This window comes from Vibrio sp. 99K-1 (assembly GCF_013114585.1).
Lineage (GTDB): Bacteria > Pseudomonadota > Gammaproteobacteria > Enterobacterales > Vibrionaceae > Vibrio > Vibrio chagasii_B.
In genome coordinates, this window is sequence record NZ_VTXF01000012.1 from 1 (window position 1) to 20,091 (window position 20,091).

20 protein-coding genes are annotated in these 20,091 nt (G+C 39.5%); 9 read left to right on the forward strand and 11 right to left on the reverse strand.

Going from position 1 to position 20,091, the window contains the following annotated elements:
- Positions 1 to 326: 326 nt before the first annotated feature.
- From F0228_RS10960 to rfbB, 9 genes are all read right to left on the reverse strand, one after another.
- Positions 327 to 1,247, reverse strand: a complete 921-nt coding sequence (locus tag F0228_RS10960; RefSeq protein WP_171730443.1) for a glycosyltransferase — start codon at positions 1,245 to 1,247, stop codon at positions 327 to 329.
- A gap of 116 nt (positions 1,248 to 1,363) precedes the next feature.
- Complete coding sequence (locus F0228_RS10965; RefSeq protein WP_171730442.1) at positions 1,364 to 2,344, reverse strand: glycosyltransferase; 981 nt, start codon at positions 2,342 to 2,344, stop codon at positions 1,364 to 1,366.
- 31 nt (positions 2,345 to 2,375) lie between these two features.
- Positions 2,376 to 3,014: an acetyltransferase gene (locus tag F0228_RS10970; protein ID WP_171730441.1), complete on the reverse strand. Its 639-nt coding sequence runs from the start codon at positions 3,012 to 3,014 to the stop codon at positions 2,376 to 2,378.
- Entirely contained in the window at positions 3,011 to 4,090 is a 1,080-nt protein-coding gene (locus F0228_RS10975; RefSeq protein ID WP_171730440.1) for a DegT/DnrJ/EryC1/StrS family aminotransferase, read from the reverse strand. Before F0228_RS10975 ends, F0228_RS10970 begins: the two co-directional genes overlap by 4 nt.
- A gap of 34 nt (positions 4,091 to 4,124) precedes the next feature.
- Positions 4,125 to 5,555, reverse strand: a complete 1,431-nt coding sequence (locus F0228_RS10980) for a lipopolysaccharide biosynthesis protein (RefSeq protein WP_345775979.1) — start codon at positions 5,553 to 5,555, stop codon at positions 4,125 to 4,127.
- Complete coding sequence (gene rfbC / locus F0228_RS10985; RefSeq protein ID WP_171730439.1) at positions 5,552 to 6,091, reverse strand: dTDP-4-dehydrorhamnose 3,5-epimerase; 540 nt, start codon at positions 6,089 to 6,091, stop codon at positions 5,552 to 5,554. Before rfbC ends, F0228_RS10980 begins: the two co-directional genes overlap by 4 nt.
- A 4-nt stretch (positions 6,092 to 6,095) precedes the next feature.
- Positions 6,096 to 6,977: a dTDP-4-dehydrorhamnose reductase gene (gene rfbD, locus F0228_RS10990; RefSeq protein ID WP_171730438.1), complete on the reverse strand. Its 882-nt coding sequence runs from the start codon at positions 6,975 to 6,977 to the stop codon at positions 6,096 to 6,098.
- Positions 6,977 to 7,864, reverse strand: a complete 888-nt coding sequence (gene rfbA / locus F0228_RS10995; RefSeq protein WP_171730437.1) for a glucose-1-phosphate thymidylyltransferase RfbA — start codon at positions 7,862 to 7,864, stop codon at positions 6,977 to 6,979. Before rfbA ends, rfbD begins: the two co-directional genes overlap by 1 nt.
- Positions 7,864 to 8,952 (reverse strand): dTDP-glucose 4,6-dehydratase, encoded by a 1,089-nt coding sequence (rfbB, locus tag F0228_RS11000; RefSeq protein ID WP_171730436.1) that lies wholly within the window; start codon positions 8,950 to 8,952, stop codon positions 7,864 to 7,866. Before rfbB ends, rfbA begins: the two co-directional genes overlap by 1 nt.
- Before the next feature lie 289 nt (positions 8,953 to 9,241).
- On the opposite strand from rfbB, the gene F0228_RS11005 reads away from it, so the two are divergent.
- The 5 genes from F0228_RS11005 to F0228_RS11025 all read left to right on the forward strand — a co-directional run bounded on the left by F0228_RS11005 (position 9,242) and on the right by F0228_RS11025 (position 13,789).
- The gene (locus F0228_RS11005; RefSeq protein ID WP_171730435.1) at positions 9,242 to 9,676 is read left to right on the forward strand and encodes a rhodanese-like domain-containing protein; all 435 of its coding nucleotides are present in this window, start codon (positions 9,242 to 9,244) and stop codon (positions 9,674 to 9,676) included.
- 105 nt (positions 9,677 to 9,781) lie between these two features.
- Positions 9,782 to 10,249 (forward strand): protein-export chaperone SecB, encoded by a 468-nt coding sequence (gene secB / locus F0228_RS11010; RefSeq protein WP_004741403.1) that lies wholly within the window; start codon positions 9,782 to 9,784, stop codon positions 10,247 to 10,249.
- Between the two features lie 175 nt (positions 10,250 to 10,424).
- Positions 10,425 to 11,462: an NAD(P)H-dependent glycerol-3-phosphate dehydrogenase gene (gpsA, locus tag F0228_RS11015; RefSeq protein WP_171730434.1), complete on the forward strand. Its 1,038-nt coding sequence runs from the start codon at positions 10,425 to 10,427 to the stop codon at positions 11,460 to 11,462.
- A gap of 204 nt (positions 11,463 to 11,666) precedes the next feature.
- Complete coding sequence (gene cysE / locus F0228_RS11020) at positions 11,667 to 12,488, forward strand: serine O-acetyltransferase (RefSeq protein ID WP_102424919.1); 822 nt, start codon at positions 11,667 to 11,669, stop codon at positions 12,486 to 12,488.
- A gap of 149 nt (positions 12,489 to 12,637) precedes the next feature.
- Positions 12,638 to 13,789, forward strand: a complete 1,152-nt coding sequence (locus tag F0228_RS11025; protein ID WP_171730433.1) for a peptidoglycan DD-metalloendopeptidase family protein — start codon at positions 12,638 to 12,640, stop codon at positions 13,787 to 13,789.
- Positions 13,790 to 14,061: 272 nt separating this feature from the next.
- Here F0228_RS11025 and F0228_RS11030 read toward each other — a convergent pair whose 3' ends face one another.
- Positions 14,062 to 14,700 carry a TetR/AcrR family transcriptional regulator gene (locus F0228_RS11030; protein ID WP_171730432.1) on the reverse strand — a complete coding sequence of 213 codons (639 nt, stop codon included), beginning with the start codon at positions 14,698 to 14,700 and terminating at the stop codon, positions 14,062 to 14,064.
- Positions 14,701 to 14,808: 108 nt separating this feature from the next.
- Positions 14,809 to 15,972 (reverse strand): nucleotide sugar dehydrogenase, encoded by a 1,164-nt coding sequence (locus F0228_RS11035; RefSeq protein WP_171730431.1) that lies wholly within the window; start codon positions 15,970 to 15,972, stop codon positions 14,809 to 14,811.
- 152 nt (positions 15,973 to 16,124) lie between these two features.
- On the opposite strand from F0228_RS11035, the gene rfaD reads away from it, so the two are divergent.
- The 4 genes from rfaD (at position 16,125) to F0228_RS11055 (ending at position 20,047) form a co-directional block, all read left to right on the forward strand.
- Entirely contained in the window at positions 16,125 to 17,066 is a 942-nt protein-coding gene (gene rfaD, locus F0228_RS11040) for an ADP-glyceromanno-heptose 6-epimerase (protein WP_171730430.1), read from the forward strand.
- 78 nt (positions 17,067 to 17,144) lie between these two features.
- Positions 17,145 to 18,098 carry a lauroyl-Kdo(2)-lipid IV(A) myristoyltransferase gene (lpxM, locus tag F0228_RS11045; protein WP_171730429.1) on the forward strand — a complete coding sequence of 318 codons (954 nt, stop codon included), beginning with the start codon at positions 17,145 to 17,147 and terminating at the stop codon, positions 18,096 to 18,098.
- A gap of 1 nt (position 18,099) precedes the next feature.
- A complete protein-coding gene (locus F0228_RS11050; RefSeq protein ID WP_171730428.1) occupies positions 18,100 to 19,302 on the forward strand; it encodes an O-antigen ligase family protein in 1,203 nt (400 codons plus the stop codon).
- The gene (locus F0228_RS11055; protein WP_171730427.1) at positions 19,295 to 20,047 is read left to right on the forward strand and encodes a glycosyltransferase family 25 protein; all 753 of its coding nucleotides are present in this window, start codon (positions 19,295 to 19,297) and stop codon (positions 20,045 to 20,047) included. The genes F0228_RS11050 and F0228_RS11055 overlap by 8 nt, the downstream gene beginning before the upstream one ends.
- The last annotated feature ends 44 nt before the right edge of the window (positions 20,048 to 20,091 follow it).

Genomic DNA, 20,091 nt, shown 5'->3' on the forward strand with positions numbered 1-20,091 from the left:
GTCAGACGCCGCATGATAATAAGAAAATCCAATAGTCAAAAATAACAAAAATACAAGATAAAATAAAAAGTAAAGACTAAACTTATCTATCTTCAATTCCATTAAGCATTTAGAAATAAAGATAAAAGCCAGAGGGACATTGATAATGTATAACATAGGTATATCAAAGACCCTGGAAGGAATTAAATAAAATGTTGTAATTAGGAATAATACAAATCCAAGTGTGAAATTTATTTTCCTTTTAAAAAAAAATAGATTCAAAACATTTACCTTACATAAAAAACAGAAGTAAATAAGTAAAAATCAATTAATGACAAAATTTATTATCATTGGCTTTTCCTTAATTTAAAAACGTCATATAACAAGTAAATGAATTCTTTAATATTCATTAATTTAAATAATTGAAATATGGTTATAAAGCTTCCGTGATTATAATAACAGTAATATCTACTTTCTATTATGGTGGCAACGTCTTTTGAAATTTTAATATCCCCATTTCTATTGTTAATTTCTCTTAGCAATCTAACTTTCTCGAAAATTGCTGCTTTTCTCTTCTTAACATTATCCTTAGTAAGAGACTTCCGGATCCTTGCGATATAACCTTCTCCGATATTAGAACCAATAAGGTTGTCATCATGTTGTCGGTAATATATTAACTCATTATTTACGTAACAAAGCTCTCCTCTAACCTCTGAGTTTGCTGCAATCCAATAGTCATGAGGTATACCGTCAGGGAAAGGAAGTAATGAAATGACGAAATCCGATTTACAGAGCAAGGTTGCACCAGTAACAAAATTATTTACTAGTATTCCATTTTTTTTATTCAATTTATAATAAATAGAATCATCTAACTTACTGCCCTGTATACGTAACTGGCTATCTGTTACATAAGCATTGCTAAAGCAACTAGATTTATTTTCATCTATTATATTATTCAACATTGTTTCAGCTTTATTTTCCAACCAAATATCATCTTGGTCGGAAAAGAAAAAATATTTTGATCGTACGGATTTAACTAATACCTCAAAATTTTTTACGTAACCTAAATTACCCAAATTATCGTCAAGTAAGATTATATTATCAAATTCTTTGGCTATATTTTCTATAATGGCAATAGTGTCATCAGAAGAACAATCATCTCTAATATAAATAGCTTTAGGCCTAACAGTTTGACCTAGAATGCTAAGAATTTGCTCCTCAATGTATTTACTACCATTATAAGAAGCCAAAATTACATCATAATCCAAAGTAAAACCTTAATTTTAATTGATTTTTATTAACCTGAATAACTGGCTGCTTTATATCCTAGACGATTCTGTCTATGTAAACATTATCATAAGTTAAGTCTAGCTCTTATCTTCTATCACTTTAAACGAAGTCTGAATTCAGCAATTTTTTTTACAGGGATGAGTACATTGATCAGAAGTAGAAACTTATATTTCAATGAAGCAAACTTAAATGCATTATCTATAAGCTCTGTTCCATGGAGTAAATGGTTTGCAATTGATGAATTTCCTATCAAACCCAGGGCCTCTGAAGTCATATTAGACTTGTAGGCCATATAAACCCTCATTTTTAAAGTAGATAATCTAAATAAATTATATTTAGCTTCACTCTTGGTATTTGATGCAGATTCTGGCAAGACCCTATAAACTGCTGTTACGTCATCAATAAAAATGACCTCACCTTTCATTGAAAGGTAAATCCATAGTGGCCAATCACCCAATAGCCACTTTTCTGACTCGCTTCCGTGCTCTGAAAAAAAACTATCGCAGTCTATTTTTCGAAACATTGTAGTTAGCGTTCTAATTCGATTCTGTACAAATAAGCTTTTAGTAGTATTAGTTTTTAATGGGACTTGACTAAGAATAACCTTGTTCGAAACCTGCTCAAAATCATATACATTTGTATGGACCATTGATGCGTTGTCATTGGAAATTAAATGTTTGATTTGCTTATCTATTTTAGATTTATCAATCCAAAAGTCGTCCCCCTCACATACCGCTATGTATAACCCTTCTGCGCGATCTAATGCATTAACAAACGGTTTCTGACAGTTTTTAGAGTATTGGTTTTCTTCTTGTACAATTAACTTAATAATGGAAGGATACTCATTGACATATCTTTCAAGTATTTCTTGAGTTTTATCTGTAGAAGCATCATCATGAATAATCACCTCAAATCTATATTCCGTTTCCTGAGCTAAAAAACTATTGATAGCCTCTTCTATATAGACTTCTTGATTAAATGTTATACAAACTATCGAAACATAAACCTTGTCTGCGTATTTCCAAGTATTTATGATTTCTTTTTCCGACGGGCTCGAATCTAGTCTAGTGAACATGTATCTACCTTTACAGTATTATAAATTTGGCCTAGTTTAATTTAAGTCTCTTCGCCGGGTTGCCAAGCATAGTAACATTTGGTTTAACTCTTGAAACGATGACGCTCCCCGCCCCAATGATAGCATCATCTCCTACGCTAACTTTGGGTATAACAACAGCGCTTGATCCCATAAAAACTCTCTTTCCTAGTTTTGCAAAGCCTGTAACATCGCAATGACCGCTCAATGTCGAATAGTCTCCAATTTCGGCATCGTGACCAATAGTTGAGTTCGCGTTTACAGTAACGCACTTCCCAAGTGTTATACCAGTAGTCAATGTTGTATTCGGACAGATCACCGTTCCTTCCCCAATTTTGACGTTAAAACCAATAACCGCACTCTGATGAATATAGCTTAAAATTTTTATACCCTTTTTAGTATAAAAATCATATAGCTTATTTTTTTGTTCCGGTGAGGCAATAGCGATGATTACTGCATCATTCTGAGTCATTGCAGTACTTTCTCTATCATCGACAATCCGGTGCTTTACTTCAGGATAAGTATCTAAATCACCTTTATAGTCACTAAGTAGACCTTGAAGAATATAACCTTCATATTCAAAGTCTGACTCACCTAGATAACTATAAATTTCTCGAGCAAAACCACCAGCACCAACTAAATACAGATTCATAGAAGTCCCTTCTTGATTATTTCTAGCACAGTATCAACATCGCCTGTACTTAGGTGTGCGTGCATCGGCAAACACAATATTCGCTCAGAGGCACTCTGACTGTTTTTTGTTCCAAAATTATCTTTTTCAGTAAACACAGTGTCCAAACTAGGTGCGAAATAGTGCCTCGATTGAATATTATTGTTAGCGAGTACTGATGATATAGACTTCATTTGAGATTGACTCTCAAGCAATATAGGCATATAAGCACCATTAGCATTAGCCTCAGGATGCCAAAGTGGTAGCTCCACCAATTCTTTTAAACCTTGACGATACTGGTAAAATAGCTCAGATCTATGATTTAAAATATCATCAATATCTTCAAGATTGACAAGACCCACAGCAGCTTGGTACTCGTTGAGCTTAGCATTGATACCTACATCAACAACACCATCTCCAGGTCTAATTCCAAAGTTAATAATATCTTCAGCTCTTTCCAAATGAGCCCTGTCTTTGAAAACAATAGCCCCCCCTTCAACCGTGTGAAAAACTTTAGTTGCATGGAAGCTTAACGTGCTAGCATCACCATAGTTCAATACTGAGCGCCCATCGATATTTACACCAAATGCATGTGCTGCATCATAAATAACCTTAAAGTTATGTTGTTTGCTCAATTGTTCTATCGATTCCACATCGCACGGATTACCGTAAACGTGAGTCGCGACTACAGTATCTGCCTTACATCCCAACTGGTAAGCAGCATCTATTGCTTTAGGGCTTAAATTCAAGCTTCTTGGGTCTATGTCAGCAAAAGCTAACTCATCTTTCTGCCACTCGTAAGCACTTACCGTTGCAACAAAGCTAAATGGCGTTGCAATGATAGATTGAGTCCCCATAGCTCGGCTTGCTACTTGCAGTGCCGATGTACCATTATTAGTTAAGAGAAGATTTTCCACCCCCAAATAAGCTTCTAATCTCTCTGTAAGCTCTTTATGCATCGGCCCAAAGTTAGTAAACCAACCACTACTATTTACTTGTTCAAGTAATTTATAAAGTTTTTTCAAGTTAGGTTTTATAGGACTATTTAATGCGATCATTTATTGTGACTCCAAGAAAGGTAAAGTTTAGTGACTATACCTTCAATGTGTTTTTTAATTTAATTAGCAAAGGACGTTGTAAGGTGGTCATCATTATAATGTAGCTAATTAACGCCACCCCTAATGTTAAGGCAATTCTTAACATATTGTTATCTAAATTATTACCAACAAAGAACCCAATAAAGGCAGATAAGATTGCAATCAAGCCTATTGGCAGTAAAGACATTAACTGCTTATAAGCAGTTAATGTGGATAGCTTGCCTGTGTAATACGTATTAATTAACAATGATAAAAATGATGTCACAACCATACCAATACACATCGCTTTAATACTAATGGGTACAGTAATAATCAACATAATAGTCATCATTATCTTCTTAATAACTTCCAGTTTTAGAAAAAGATCCGAACGGCCTTTAACCTGAAGCATATTCAAATTTATTGCATGGATAGGATATAATGAAAATGCCACACTAATGATACTAATATACTCAGCACTGGCTTGCCACGTATCTCCTAAAAGAACATCAATTAAAGGTACTGCAATAATACTAATGCCAAGCATAAATGGGAAAATTATAAAAGCTGAAAACTGCAATGTTAACAAATAAGAACGATCTAGCTTCTTTATGTCATGTTGCATGTTACTTAAGAGAGGGAAAGTAACTTTTTGAATAATTCCTGTAAGGGTCATAGCTGGCACACTTGAAAGCTTATCAGCCTGATTAAACACCCCTAGCTGAGCAGAACTAAAATACTTCCCTATAATAAGCCCATATATATTAGTGTATATTGTATCCAGCAATCCAGACAAAAGTAATTTGGATCCAAAACCGAATAACTCTTTAAAGGAATCTATAGAAAAACGACACTTTGGCCACCAAGGATCAATATAGCTCAACATTAACGTATTCACTAGAGCCAAAGTTATTTGTTGCATAACTAATGCCCAAACACCAAAACCATTTACTGCTAAGTATAAAGCTAATGAACCACTAATTAAAAGTGAAGCTAAACTACATTTAGCCTGTGTCTTAAAGTTCAAGTCAACACTTAACTTCACTTTAGGAATCACCGAAAAAGCATTAATTATAATAACGAACGCAATATAACGAGTTAATGATGTTAGCTGTGGTTCCTGGTAAAAATCACTAATATAGGGAGCGGCCCAATACAACAACATATAGCATACTACTGATACTATTAAACTAAAATAAAAAGTTGTGGCGAAATCGACTTCATTCCTATCTAGCTTTCTAATTAATGCCTGGCTAAATCCTGCATTAACAAAAACATTTGCAATTGCTATAAATATTGTCAGTATCGCTACTAATCCGAATGCACTTGGACCGAGAAGATTAGCTAACGTTAAACTAATGATTAAACCTATTAGCTGTGCACCAAAGCTATCCAGTGCACTCCAAATAAAACCGCTTTTAACCCTATCCTTTTCGAACACTGTCACAATATTTCATCGAGTTTCAAAGCATTTTCATCTTTGTTAGATAGGAGAGGTAAGCTATTATTTGGCCATTCAATCCCAATAGAGGCATCATTCCAAAGAATAGACACCTCAGCGTTAGGGTTATAATAATCAGTACACTTGTACACAAACTCAGCTTCATCGCTTGTAACGTAAAAACCATGAGCGAAGCCTTCCGGCACCCAAAGTTGTCGCTTGTTTTCTGCAGACAAATACTCTCCCACCCACTGTCCAAAAGTTGGTGAACCTTGTCGAATATCCACAGCAACATCAAACACTTCACCAGAAACCACACGCACCAATTTCCCTTGAGTGTTTTCCGTTTGATAGTGTAAACCACGCAAGATGCCTTTCTTTGACTTTGAGTGATTATCTTGTACAAATTGTGTTGGCTTTCCCGTCACAAGCTCTTCAAACAGCTTCTGGTTCCAAGTCTCCATAAAGAAACCACGCTCATCACCAAATACACTTGGCTCTATAATTTTCACATCTGGAATACGTGTATCGATTACTTTCATTTTATTATCCGGTATACGCTTGAATATTGTTTAAAGCAGCCTTCCAATCACTCGCATCAATAGAGAAGTTTGTCAGAATTTTCTCGTTACTTAAACGAGAATTATTTGGACGTTTTGCTGGTGTTGGGTATTGGTCGGTTGTAATTCTTATTAGGGTTGGCTTGCTCTCAAGAACTTTTTGCTGAACAGCAACATCAAAAATCGCGTCAGCGAAATCAAACCAGCTGACATGAGGCAACCCCGAATAATGGTAAATACCATATTCCACCTCACTTCCCTGATTAATGCGGTTCGCGATTTGAATCAATGTACTTGCAATATCACCCGCATAAGTTGGTCCACCAAACTGGTCACCAATAATACTCAACGCCTCTCGAGTCTGCCCTAAGCGCAGCATCGTTTTCACGAAATTATTACCATTCTCGCCAAAGACCCATGCGGTACGAAGAATAATGTGCTTATCACATGACTGTGCAACTGCAATTTCCCCAGCCAGTTTACTTTCACCGTAAACACTTTGAGGGTTCGTCGTATCTGTCTCGATATAGTCCCCGGTTTTATTACCTTCAAAGACATAGTCTGTGGAGATATGCAAAATTGCTGCACCAATGCTTTGCGCAGCTTGTGCTAGATACTTGGGACCATCACGATTTATCGCATAAGAGAGGTCAATTTCCTCTTCAGCTTTATCCACTGCAGTATGTGCAGCAGCGTTAATAATTATGGTCGGCTGAAATTCAGAAATAATAGCAATAACGTCTTCTTGATTCGTGATATCAAGATGCTCTCTATCAAGCGCTAATACTTTAATCTTCTCATCATTATCTAACTGTTTTATTAAACAAGAGCCAACTTGACCATAACAGCCCGTGAGTAATACTCGCATTAGCATGCTACCTCTTTTTTGATTTCACTGACTAACCGAGTCAAATATTGCCCGTATTCATTCTTCATCATAGGTTTTGCCAAAGCCAGAACTTGCTCGTCACTCAGCCATCCATTTCTCCAAGCAATCTCTTCCAAACAAGCCACCTTTAAACCTTGGACATGTTCAATTGTTTGTACAAAAGAAGACGCTTCATGAAGGCTCTCATGTGTACCTGTATCTAGCCACGCAAAACCACGACCTAATAATTCTACATTCAGTGAGCCATCATTGAGGTACATTTCGTTTAGGGTCGTGATCTCTAACTCTCCGCGCTCAGATGGCTTCACTTGCTTAGCCATTTCAACCACGCGGTTATCGTAGAAGTAAAGACCGGTTACTGCATAGTTTGACTTAGGCTGTGTTGGCTTTTCTTCAATTGAAACGGCTTTCATGTTTTCATCAAATTCAACGACACCAAAGCGCTCTGGGTCTTTCACTTGATAACCAAACACAGTCGCGCCTGATTCTCTTGAAGCTGCACTTTGTAGTGTTTGAGAAAAAGACTGACCATAGAAGATGTTATCACCTAGTACTAAACACACGCTGTCATCACCAATGAAGTCTTCACCAATAATAAACGCTTGTGCTAGACCATCAGGGCTTGGTTGAATCGCGTATTCAAGGTTGATACCAAAATCAGAGCCATCACCAAGCAAACGTTGAAAGCCCGCATTATCTTCAGGTGTCGTGATAATCAGAATGTCTTTGATTCCTGCCAACATCAAAGTAGAAATCGGGTAGAACACCATTGGCTTATCATAAATCGGCAAGAGTTGTTTCGACACGCCACGTGTAAGTGGGTACAGACGAGTACCAGAGCCACCAGCTAATACAATACCTTTCATTACTTTACATCTCCTGTTACTACACCTAGACGCTCGCGTTGGTAGCTGCCATCTTGCACATTTTGACACCACTTAGAATTGTCTAGGTACCACTGTACTGTCTTACGAAGTCCCGTTTCGAACGTCTCCTCCGGTGTCCAACCTAATTCACGTTGCATTTTAGAGGAGTCAATAGCATAGCGACGGTCATGACCCGGGCGGTCTTGAACGTAGGTAATTTGCTCTGCGTATTTGGTCTCTTTCGGTACTAGCGTATCAAGGATGTCACAAATCGTATTCACGACTTCAATGTTTTTCTTCTCGTTATGGCCACCGATGTTGTAGGTCTCACCAACTTTACCTTCGGTTACTACTTTATAGAGTGCTCGAGCATGGTCTTCAACGAACAGCCAGTCACGAATTTGATCCCCCTTACCGTAGATAGGGAGGTCTTTTCCTTCTAGAGCATTCAAAATAACAAGTGGGATCAGTTTTTCAGGGAAATGATATGGACCATAGTTGTTTGAACAATTAGTAACAATAGTTGGTAGGCCGTAAGTACGAAGCCACGCACGCACCAAATGGTCACTTGATGCTTTTGAAGCAGAATAAGGGCTAGATGGTTCATAAGAAGTGGTCTCTAAGAACATCGGAAGCTCTGTTCCCTCAGGCACTTCGTCAGGGTGAGGAAGGTCACCATAAACTTCGTCTGTAGAGATATGATGGAAGCGAAACTCTGCTTTGGCTTGATCTTCAAGGTTATTCCAGTACTCGCGTGTAGCTTCCAATAACGTATATGTTCCAACTACGTTCGTTTCAATAAATGCAGCAGGACCAGTGATAGAGCGGTCAACATGTGATTCAGCGGCTAAGTGCATTACCGCATCCGGTTTATGCTCTGCAAAAACGCGGTCAAGTTCTGAGCGATCACAAATATCTACTCGTTCGAATGCATAACGTTCATTTGAATCAACATCGACAAGTGACTCCAAGTTGCCCGCATAAGTAAGCTTATCAACGTTTACAACGCTGTTCGATGTATTACTGATAATATGGCGAACAACTGCAGAACCGATAAAACCAGCACCACCAGTGACTAATATCTTCACAAAAAACCCCTAACCTAACTTTCTTGATTCATAAACTGTGCACAGTGCAAACCTCTTTACCAAGCACGCTACCGCCCATTGGTAACAAAGCGAAAACCACACTACGCATTAAAATTTGAAAATGTAAATCGGTGCATTATCTATCTAACGGAAAATATAATCAAAAAAATCGTTAAACTTTGCTTCTGATGCTGTTTAAAGATTTAGATCTCTATGTACACTAAACTCCAAACCTCGCTATACTCCTACCCTATAATTTTCCGCCCAATAACGAATAAGAGTTCAAGACATGCAAGAGTTAGTTCCATTTGTTCAAGAGAATATGATTTTAGCCATCGTATGGATCGGCTTGGTTGTTGCCATCATTGCGAACGTTATCAAAACATCTAATGCAGCGTACAACGAGATCACTGCAGCACAAACTACACAGCTTATTAACCGTGAGAACGGTGTTGTGGTTGATATTCGTACTAAAGATGAGTTCAAAAAGGGCCATATTACTGACGCACTTCACATTTTACCGTCAGACATCAAATCAAATAGCTTTGGTAGCCTTGAAAGCCGTAAAGCTGACCCAATCATCGTAGTATGCAAGACAGGTCAAACCGCTCAAGAAAGCGCTAACTTGCTGGTTAAAGCAGGTTTCGAAAACGTAAGCGTGCTGAAAAGCGGCTTAGTGGCTTGGAGCGAAGCTAACCTTCCTTTGGTTAAAGGCAAGAAATAGTTCAAGGCAAGAAGTAAGCTGACCGAGTTAAACCAATATGACTTTCAGGCTTTGTTCGACTGATATGGTAAACAAAGTCTAATTTAAATTTTTAAGGACAAGAAAATGGCTGAAGCAGCACAACAAGACGCACAACAGAACTTCGCAATCCAACGTATTTTCCTAAAAGACGTATCTTTCGAAGCGCCAAACTCTCCAGACATGTTTCAAAAAGAGTGGAACCCAGATGTAAAACTGGACCTAGACACTCAAAGCCGCGAACTTGGCCAAGGTGTTTACGAAGTAATCCTACGCCTGACGGTAACAGTTAAGAACGCAGATGACACAGCATTCCTTTGTGAAGTTCAACAAGGTGGTATCTTCTCTGCAAGCGAAATGGAAGCTGGTCAACTAGCACATTGCCTAGGCGCATTCTGCCCGAACATCCTATTCCCATACGCTCGTGAAACAATCTCTAGCCTAGTGGTTAAAGGTACGTTCCCACAACTGAACCTAGCACCTGTAAACTTCGATGCTTTGTTCATGAACTACCTACAGAACCAAGCTCAACAAGCTGAAGGCGAACAGGCTTAATTCTCAAAGTAGAATTTAATTCTAACGATTTAAACGTTAGTTAACTTTTAAATGCACATCGCAACTTCTGCGGTGTGCATTTTTTCTTTACACTGTACTAAAGTAGAGAGCCTTCTGATTATTAGGAAGCTTTTCCAGAACTCTTCGATTTCCCTCATTATTTTTAGGTGGAAGCATGACAGACACAACTAACACGACAAACGCTTACGGCAAAGAAATCGCCATGACAGTCATTGGTGCTGGTTCTTACGGAACCTCTTTAGCCATATCTCTAGCGCGTAACGGTGCAAACGTTGTTCTTTGGGGTCACGACCCTATCCACATGGAACGTCTTGACTCAGAGCGCGCGAATAATGAGTTTCTCCCTAATATCGACTTTCCAGAAAGCCTGATCATCGAGTCAGACCTTGAGAAAGCAGTGACGGCCAGTCGTGATCTCCTAATCGTCGTTCCTAGCCATGTATTTGGTATCGTTTTGAATAGTTTAAAGCCTCATTTGTCAGCGAATTCTCGTATTTGCTGGGCTACAAAAGGATTGGAACCAGAGACTGGCCGACTACTTAAAGATGTCGCACATGATGTGCTTGGTGACCATTACTCGCTAGCGGTTCTATCTGGCCCTACTTTCGCCAAAGAACTTGCGATGGGTATGCCGACAGCAATTTCAGTCGCCTCACCGGATGAGACTTTCTTAGAAGAACTACAAGAAAAGATTCACTGTGGCAAGACATTCCGCGTATACGCAAACTCAGATTTCATTGGTATGCAGCTTGGTGGTGCGGTTAAAAACGTTATCGCGATTGGGGCTGGTATGTCAGATGGTATTGGCTTCGGTGCCAACGCACGTACAGCGTTGATTACCCGTGGCTTAGCTGAGATGAGTCGATTGGGTGCAGCTCTTGGTGCACAACCTGAGACCTTTATGGGTATGGCGGGACTTGGTGACCTAGTACTGACATGTACCGACAACCAATCGCGTAACCGTCGCTTTGGTTTAGCGTTAGGTTCCGGTAAAGATGTTGATACCGCCCAAGAAGAAATTGGTCAGGTGGTAGAAGGTTATCGCAACACTAAAGAAGTTTGGTTACTATCAGAACGCATGGGTGTTGAGATGCCAATTGTTGAACAAATTTATCAAGTGTTGTATCAAGGAAAAGACGCACACTTAGCTGCGCAAGATCTACTTGCTAGAGATAAGAAGTCAGAAAGATAAAAGAGCAGATGCGGGATGCGAAAAGAGTAAAAGCAGATACGAGATTCGGGTAAACGAGATACGAAGAGAGCAAGAGCAAATTGAGCTTCTTAATGACGGCTACTTTTCGTTACTCGAATCTCGGTTACTCGCTTCTGTTCTTGTAGCTCTTAGAAACTCTCATCTCGCCATCGCATCAGCCCCTGATAAAGAATGGATGGAAAAATGAAACACTGTGAACAACAAAAAGTTTGGCAATGCATTGTAAAAGAAGCTCGACAGCAGTCTGAGCAGGAACCTATGCTTGCAAGTTTTTACCATGCCACGATTATCAACCATGAAAGCCTAGGGGCCGCACTCAGTTACATTCTTGCTAACAAGTTAAAGACAGCCTCAATGCCTGCGATGGCAGTGCGTGAAGTTGTTGAACAAGCCTTTGAAGAAGATGACTCGATCATTGATGCAGCCGCTTGTGATATCTGCGCGACAGTTACTCGAGATCCGGCTGTAGAAATGTACTCTATGCCATTGCTCTACCTTAAAGGCTATCACGCACTGCAAGGTTATCGCGTGGCGAACTGGTTATGGAAACAAGGGCGTATTGCACTTGCCACTTACCTACAGAACCAGATTTCAGTCGCATGCCAAGTGGATATCCACCCTGCAGCACGTATCGGCAAAGCTATCATGCTCGATCACGCGACGGGTATTGTTATCGGTGAAACGGCGGTGGTCGAAAACGACGTATCCATCCTTCAAGATGTTACTCTCGGCGGTACCGGTAAAGAAGGCGGTGATCGTCACCCTAAAATCCGTGAAGGCGTGATGATTGGTGCTGGTGCGAAAATACTCGGCAATATTGAAGTGGGTGAAGGCGCTAAAATTGGCTCTTGTTCTGTGGTACTACAAGCTGTACCACCACATACTACGGTCGCTGGTGTACCCGCTAAGATTGTTGGTAAGCCAAAGACAGATAAACCTTCTCTAGATATGGACCAAGGGTTCAATGGTCGATCACAAAGCTTTATCCATGGTGATGGGATATAAAACAGCAGTAACGGGATACGAGTAATCGAGATACGAAAAGCTTAAGAGCAGATGCGGGATTCGAGTAACCGAGATACGAAGAGCTTAAAAGCAGATGTAGATTCGATTCAGCGAAATTCTAAAAATTACGAGCAGATGAATACAACTAAATGACGATAATGATGAAACATATTCGAGCTATCAGCCGAACTCTTCTTATATCAGCCAGCCTAAGTGCTGCGCTTTTATCAATATCGTCATTTGCCGCATCTCAAGGTGAATTAAAGGGTGTGTCTAGCGAGATCACTCGCCAGCAAAAAGCCCTCTCTTCACAGCAAAAGAAGCTCGATAGTCTACAAGCAAGCCTAAAGAAACAAGAGCTCTCTATAGCTGCGCTCGAAAAAGCTATCCAAGATAGTAAAAAGCAGCTTAATACGGCGAATGCGAATATTGCTAGCTTAGATGCCAAGATCAAAGTCCTTACTGCTCAAAAAAAAGTCCATACCGATAAGTTGGAACAACTGATTCAAACTTATTACATGACAAGTCGCGCCAAAGCCTCATCTCACATTCTCAACACGGGTGTCGAAGAAGATCGCATCAGCCATTACTACCAACATCTTGCTAAAGCCCGTTCTGCAACAATTAAAACTATTGAACAAACACAACTGGAATTAGAAGAAAGCCATAAACAGCGCCAACTTGAACAAGAGCAGATCGCAACTCTGTTAAAACAACAGACAACAAAACGCGACAAGTTAGCTCAGACTCAAACGCAGCGTAAGAAAACCGTTGGCAGTATTAAGAAGAACATCTCAGGTGATAAAAATTACTTAGCCGAACTGCAGCGTAATGAGACCCGCCTCAAAGCGGAGATCGCCAAAGCAGAGAAAGCCGCTAGAGAAAGACGTAACGCAGTGCCTATGGATGGCTTAGCAAAGCGTAAAGGAAAACTACCTTGGCCAATCAAAGGAAAAGTTCTGCATAACTACGGCTCACGTCAAACCGGGCAAGTTAACTGGAAAGGTATGGTGATTAATGCCAAATATGGTCAACAGGTTAAATCGGTTTACTCAGGCACCGTTGTTTTTGCTGAGTATCTACGTGGTTATGGCTTAGTAATCCTTCTTGATCACGGCAAAGGTGACATGACGCTCTATGGCTTTAACCAAGCACTACTCAAGAAAGAAGGCGATAAAGTGAAAGCTGGCGAAGCCATTGCCCTTGCTGGTGACACTGGCGGTCAAACCCGCCCATCACTGTACTTTGAGATTCGCAGAAACAGCCAAGCTCAGAATCCAAAGAGTTGGTTGGTTAGGTAGAAGCAGATACGGGATTCGAGCAACCGAGATACGAAGAGCTCAAGAGAAGTCGCGGGATTCGAGTAATCGAGAAACGAAGAGCTTAAAAACAGATACGGAGTTCAAGTCATCGAGATAAAAATCATGAGAGCCGATACAAGGTTAGAGCAAAACGTGACATGAAAAAAGCAACCTAGTCGTCGCTCTCCTGCTTTTCGTTTACTCGTATCCCGTAACTCAAATCTGCTCTTTCCCGCTCTTCGTTTACCCGTATCTCGCTTACTCACATCTTTCTATTTAGAGTTCAACGCCCTTACACCATCTTCTAATAATGTCAGCTGTTCAAAACCTTGCGCGGTCGCAATCGGCTTAACGGTCGCGATCATCTGCAGCATACCTTGGTGCACAACTTGCTCAGTTATTTGGGCTTTTGGAGACATCGCAGACTGATACGCTAACCAACCCGATGCGATCAGGTGAAGAGAAGTCACCATCGACTTCATCTCTGAATCGTTCGCTTTCAGCAAGTTCAAGTCAACAAAAGCCTTCATAATATCGACAAGATTAGTTTGAAGTCTTTCTTGCACAGCCATGTAATCGAGGTGAAGTTGCTCGTCACGAGACAAGATTTCAGGAAGGTTTGCGTAGAAAAAACGGTACTTCCACATCAGAGTAAATATGGAATCTAAATAGTGTTTTAATAGCGTGAGGCTCTCTTTCTGACCTTGGATGGGAGTAAACCTTTCAAGCAATTCAGTAGAGTAGAGGGTAAAGATATCACGGACAATTTCTTGCTTGTTACGAAAGTGGTAGTAGAGGTTACCAGGGCTGATCTCGATGTGGTCAGCAATATGATTCGTCGTAATACTACGCTCACCATGCTCGTTAAAAAGCTCTAAAGCAGCGTAAACAATCTTGTCACGTGTTTTCATTATTTATTAGTATCCCTATCCGTTTAGTGGTTTAGTATATCGCCACTAAACAGATAGATCGAGCTGTTAACATCTGGTCTAATTAGCACTAGCTAAAATAGAACCAAATCAATCACTACCAAACAGATCTCGTGTGTAAACCTTGTCTGCCACATCTGCAATCTCTTCTACCATTCTGTTAGAAACAATCACATCGGACACCGCTTTGAATTCCTCAAGGTCAGAATAGACTTTCGAATTAAAGAAGTGCTCTTCTTTTAGTACCGGTTCAAACACAACAACTTCGATACCCTTAGCTTTCAAGCGCTTCATAATCCCTTGAATTGACGAAGCACGGAAGTTGTCCGAGCCAGCCTTCATGATCAAGCGATAAATGCCGACTATTTTCGGAGAGCGCTTGATGATTGAATCCGCAATAAAATCTTTGCGGGTGCGGTTAGCATCAACAATAGCACCAACAATGTTGTTTGGTACATCTTGGTAGTTAGCTAATAGCTGTTTGGTATCTTTCGGTAGACAATAGCCACCATAACCAAACGAAGGATTGTTGTAGTGATTGCCAATTCTAGGATCTAAGCCCACACCCTCAATGATCTGGCGAGAATCCAAGCCATGCGCTTCCGCGTAAGAATCAAGTTCATTGAAATATGCAACACGCATTGCTAGGTATGTATTAGAGAAAAGTTTTACTGCTTCAGCTTCCGTAGAGTTGGTGAACAAAACATCGATATTCTCTTTTTCAGCGCCTTCGACCAGAAGGTCTGCAAACACTTTCGCTCGCTCAGAGCATTCACCAACGATAATTCGAGAAGGGTTCAAATTATCGTACAACGCTTTACCTTCGCGCAAAAACTCAGGGGAGAAGATGATATTTTCACAGTTCAGTTCTTGTTTGATCCGTTCAGTATAGCCAACAGGAACCGTTGATTTGATGACCATCACAGCTTTAGGATTTACTGCCATCACATCTTTGATAACAGACTCGACGGAGCTGGTGTCAAAGTAGTTGTTTTTAGGATCATAATCGGTAGGCGTTGCAATGATGACAAACTCGGCACCTTCATACACTGATTTATCGGTCGTTGCCCTGAAGTTCAGTACTTTATTTGCCAGGAAGTGTTCTATTTCAGCATCAACAATAGGCGACTGCTTGTTGTTAAGCATCGTCACTTTTTCATCGATTATATCCACTGCGATCACTTCATGCTGCTGAGCTAACAACATCGCATTTGAGAGACCTACATACCCTGTACCGGCTACTGCAATCTTCATGATAATACCTATAGTTTTGAGCAATTAACTCAACAAAATTTATAACTTAGCTTGCCATATCATACTCCGGTTGGGGAATTATTCCACTAGCCCGCCTTATCTATTCCTTGCTATACTCGTGGTAGTTTTGTATTCAAAAGAGTTAGAGAATTATGATTATCGTAACCGGTGGTGCTGGCATGATTGGCAGCAATATTGTTAAGGCGCTTAACGAAGCGGGCCACAACGATATTCTAGTCGTCGACAACTTAAAAGACGGTAAGAAATTTAAGAACCTTGTCGACTTAGACATCACAGATTACATGGATCGTGATGACTTCCTAACTCAAGTGATGGCTGGCGATGACTTCGGTCATATTGAAGCGATCTTCCACGAAGGAGCATGCTCTGCAACCACTGAGTGGGATGGCAAGTACATGATGCTTAACAACTATGAGTACTCAAAAGAACTGCTTCATTACTGTGTAGAACGTGAAATTCCGTTCCTATATGCCTCTTCCGCTGCAACATATGGTGAAACTGATACTTTCATTGAAGAGCGCGAATACGAAGGTGCATTGAACGTATATGGCTACTCAAAACAACAATTTGACAACTACGTTCGTCGCTTAACGGCTGATGCAGCAGCGCACAACGAGACACTTTCGCAAATCGTAGGCTTTAGATATTTCAATGTTTATGGACCGCGCGAACAACACAAAGGCAGCATGGCATCCGTAGCCTTCCACCTGAACAACCAAATGAACGCTGGTGAGAATCCAAAACTGTTTGCAGGCAGCGAAACCTTTAAGCGTGATTTTGTTTATGTTGGTGATGTAACAGCCGTTAACCTCTGGTTCTTAGAGAATGGCGTTTCTGGCATTTTTAATCTAGGCACCGGCAATGCAGAGTCATTTGAAGAAGTGGCAAAAGCGGTAATCAAACATCATGGCAAGGGAGAAGTTGAAACCATCCCATTCCCAGAGCACTTAAAAGGCGCTTATCAAGAGTTCACCCAAGCTGACTTAACTAAACTACGCAGTACAGGTTGTGATATTGAGTTTAAATCGGTCGCCGACGGTGTTGCTGAATATATGAAGCTTGTTAACGGATAATAAATATAATCATTTCCTGAGTAGCGAGCTTTTAGCTCGTTTCCCTGTTTCCCTAATAAAAAATGTAATAGTGTATTAATGACCACACAACGCAATGACTTTGACCCCAAAGCATACAACCCTGAGTTTGAATGGGGCTTTCTCGCGCCTAAATACTGGGGCACCTGGATCGCAGTACTACTATCTTCGTTAGTTAGCTTTTTTCCTAATAGTATTCGTTTAGCTATGGCTAAATTTATGGCTAAACAAGCCGTAAAAATAAAGAATAAAGCCAACCGTCGAGCGCGTGTAAACCTTGAGATGTGTTTTCCTGAGCAGTCAATGGAAGAGCGCGAAGAAGTCCTTTATAAGTCATACGTTACATCCATCTCATTTTTGATGGGCTTTGCATCCCTAACCCTTAAAAGCAAAGATTGGTTAGAGAGTAATACGTCGATAAACGGCCTGAGTAATTTGACTGATATTACAGACAATGGCGAGAATGTTATCTTGCTGGTGCCACACACATGGGCTATCGATATCCCAGCGGTATTATTAGCTTCACGCAATTTACCTGTATCGGCGATGGCAAAAGCTCAGAAAAACAAACTCAGTGACTGGCTGATGCATCGACAGCGCGTACAATACGGCGGTCGAGTTTATGACCGTAGCGGCGGTATAAAACCTTTCATCAAGTCTGTACGAGATGGTTACCTAGGTTATTATCTCCCAGATGAGGATCTTGGTCGCGAGCACAGCGTCTTCGTTAATTTTTTTGCTACACAAAAAGCAACTATTTCAGGCCTTGGTCGATTATCTAAACTGAGCAAGGCTAAAATTGTTCCACTATTCGCTCAATACGATAGCAACACTGGCCAATACACTCTGGACTTCTACCCCGCTTTGCCATTTCCAACAGGAAGCGAAGAACAGGATGCACGTATGATGAATCAATGCATTGAAGATTACGTGAGCAAAAATCCTGAGCAATATATGTGGATCTTAAGACTACTTAAGACTCGTCCTGAAAGTACTTTAAACCCGTATTCATAACATGACTATTCGTAACAATATCCTACAACTATTAATGCTATCTCCTTATTTATTTGCTTTTTCAGGAATGCTAATTATTCCAAGTGGAGATAAAAAAATGGCAATATTTTTAGTCATCGGTGCTTTGGCTAGTTTAGCCTACTCCAAGGTGAACAAAATAGAAATTAAAGAACAACTATTCCGCCCTTATTTATACATTTTAATAGTAGCTGCTTTATATACTATTTTTAGTTACTACACCCACGGAGCAAGCTCTCGAGAAATGAGAATGTTAATAGCTAGTTCCATATTTCTAGCTGCTTGTCCTATAATGGACACCAATAAGAAGCTCCTTGCATATCTATTGCTTATAGGCAGCTTGACACTATTTTTTAATAGTTTTAATTACCATTTTTTAATAGGCTACCATAGATTTACTGGATATATAAACCCAATCCCATACGCTACCATATGCGCATTAATTGCTTCTACGGCATATTCAATTATATTATCGAGCTCTAATATTAAAGAAAAGCTGGTATGTGTATTTACTTTACTTATAGTCTCTTATCCTCTGATCACAAGTGAATCTAGAGGTGTATGGCTTGCTCTTGCTTTATCTCTTTTAATCATATCGGCGATTCATATTAAGGATACTAAAAAGGAAGCAGTGAGACTAACAATCCGGATACTAATATTATTTTCTATAGTGTCTTTTGGCTCTCTAGTATTACTTAAAGGCAGCATAATTGAAACTGTAAAAAAAACGAAATTTGAAATAAGTCAAATTGAATCTGGAGAGTTTAATAACTCTATTGGGCTAAGACTTCAAATGTGGTTAGTTGCACCAAAGTTAGTAAAAGATAATTTATTTTTTGGAAATGGTGATTACCATCAATTAAAAGTAAAACAGCTTTATAGTCGAGGTGAGGCTCCTTATTCATTATATAACTTTAATCCCACGCATTATCATAACCAATTCCTAGATAAGTTAATAAAATCAGGTATTATTGGTTTTATTATTTTATCTTTAGTTATGATATACCCAATATCAATTAGCAATCACTTATCAAAACGTGAAAAAATGATAGTTTGGGGGGTTTTTACCGTGATTTTTGTAGCATCTATGTCTGATGTCCCACTTAATCATCCGCAACCTTTAATAGTATATTTATTAATTTTGTTTCCTATATTATCAAGGTATAAGAGGGTTACCAATGACTAAAATCTTTGTCATAAACTTAGAATCTTCCACCGAGAGAAAGGAGAATATTTGCAATCAATTGAATGATTTATCTCTTCCTTTTGAACTATTCTCTGCTATCGATGGAAGGGTATCCCCTTCTCACCCACTACTAAGTCGTTACAATGATGACTTAAGCCAAACATACCGAGCAAAAACACTAAGTGCTGGGCAGTTAGGTTGTTATGCGAGTCATTTTCTTCTATGGGAGAAATGTGTAGAAATTAATAAACCAATAATAATAATTGAAGACGATGCTCTTTTATTTAAAGAGGATTTTTTAAATTTCATACAAGATATCCCAGATATTCCAGATACTATAGGGTGCATTCGATTATTCAAAAATAAGCGCCGTAAGTATGACTCTTATGAAGTGTTCAAAGCTAGATCTACAAGCATTCATAAGTTCACTAAAGGACATATGAGTGCAACAGCCTATTTCTTAAGACCTTCAGGAGCTAAAAAGTTCCTCGAACATTCAAAAGAGTGGTATATGGCTGTCGATATTTATATGGATCGATTCTGGCAAAACGAAGTCGAGTGCTACGGCTCTGCAGTACCCTGTTTAACGAATGACCCAAAGTTTGATTCTGATATCGGATATGAAAAACGCACAAGCACCAGAAGTTTATTCAAGAAATGTAAGCGTGAGTGGTTCAATTTAAACGAAACTATCCAACGTCACCTACATAACATAAAATTCAAAATTAGCATTAAAAAACAATGAGCTTTACGTGGTTAAAATACTCTTACACAGTCAAGTTAATACAG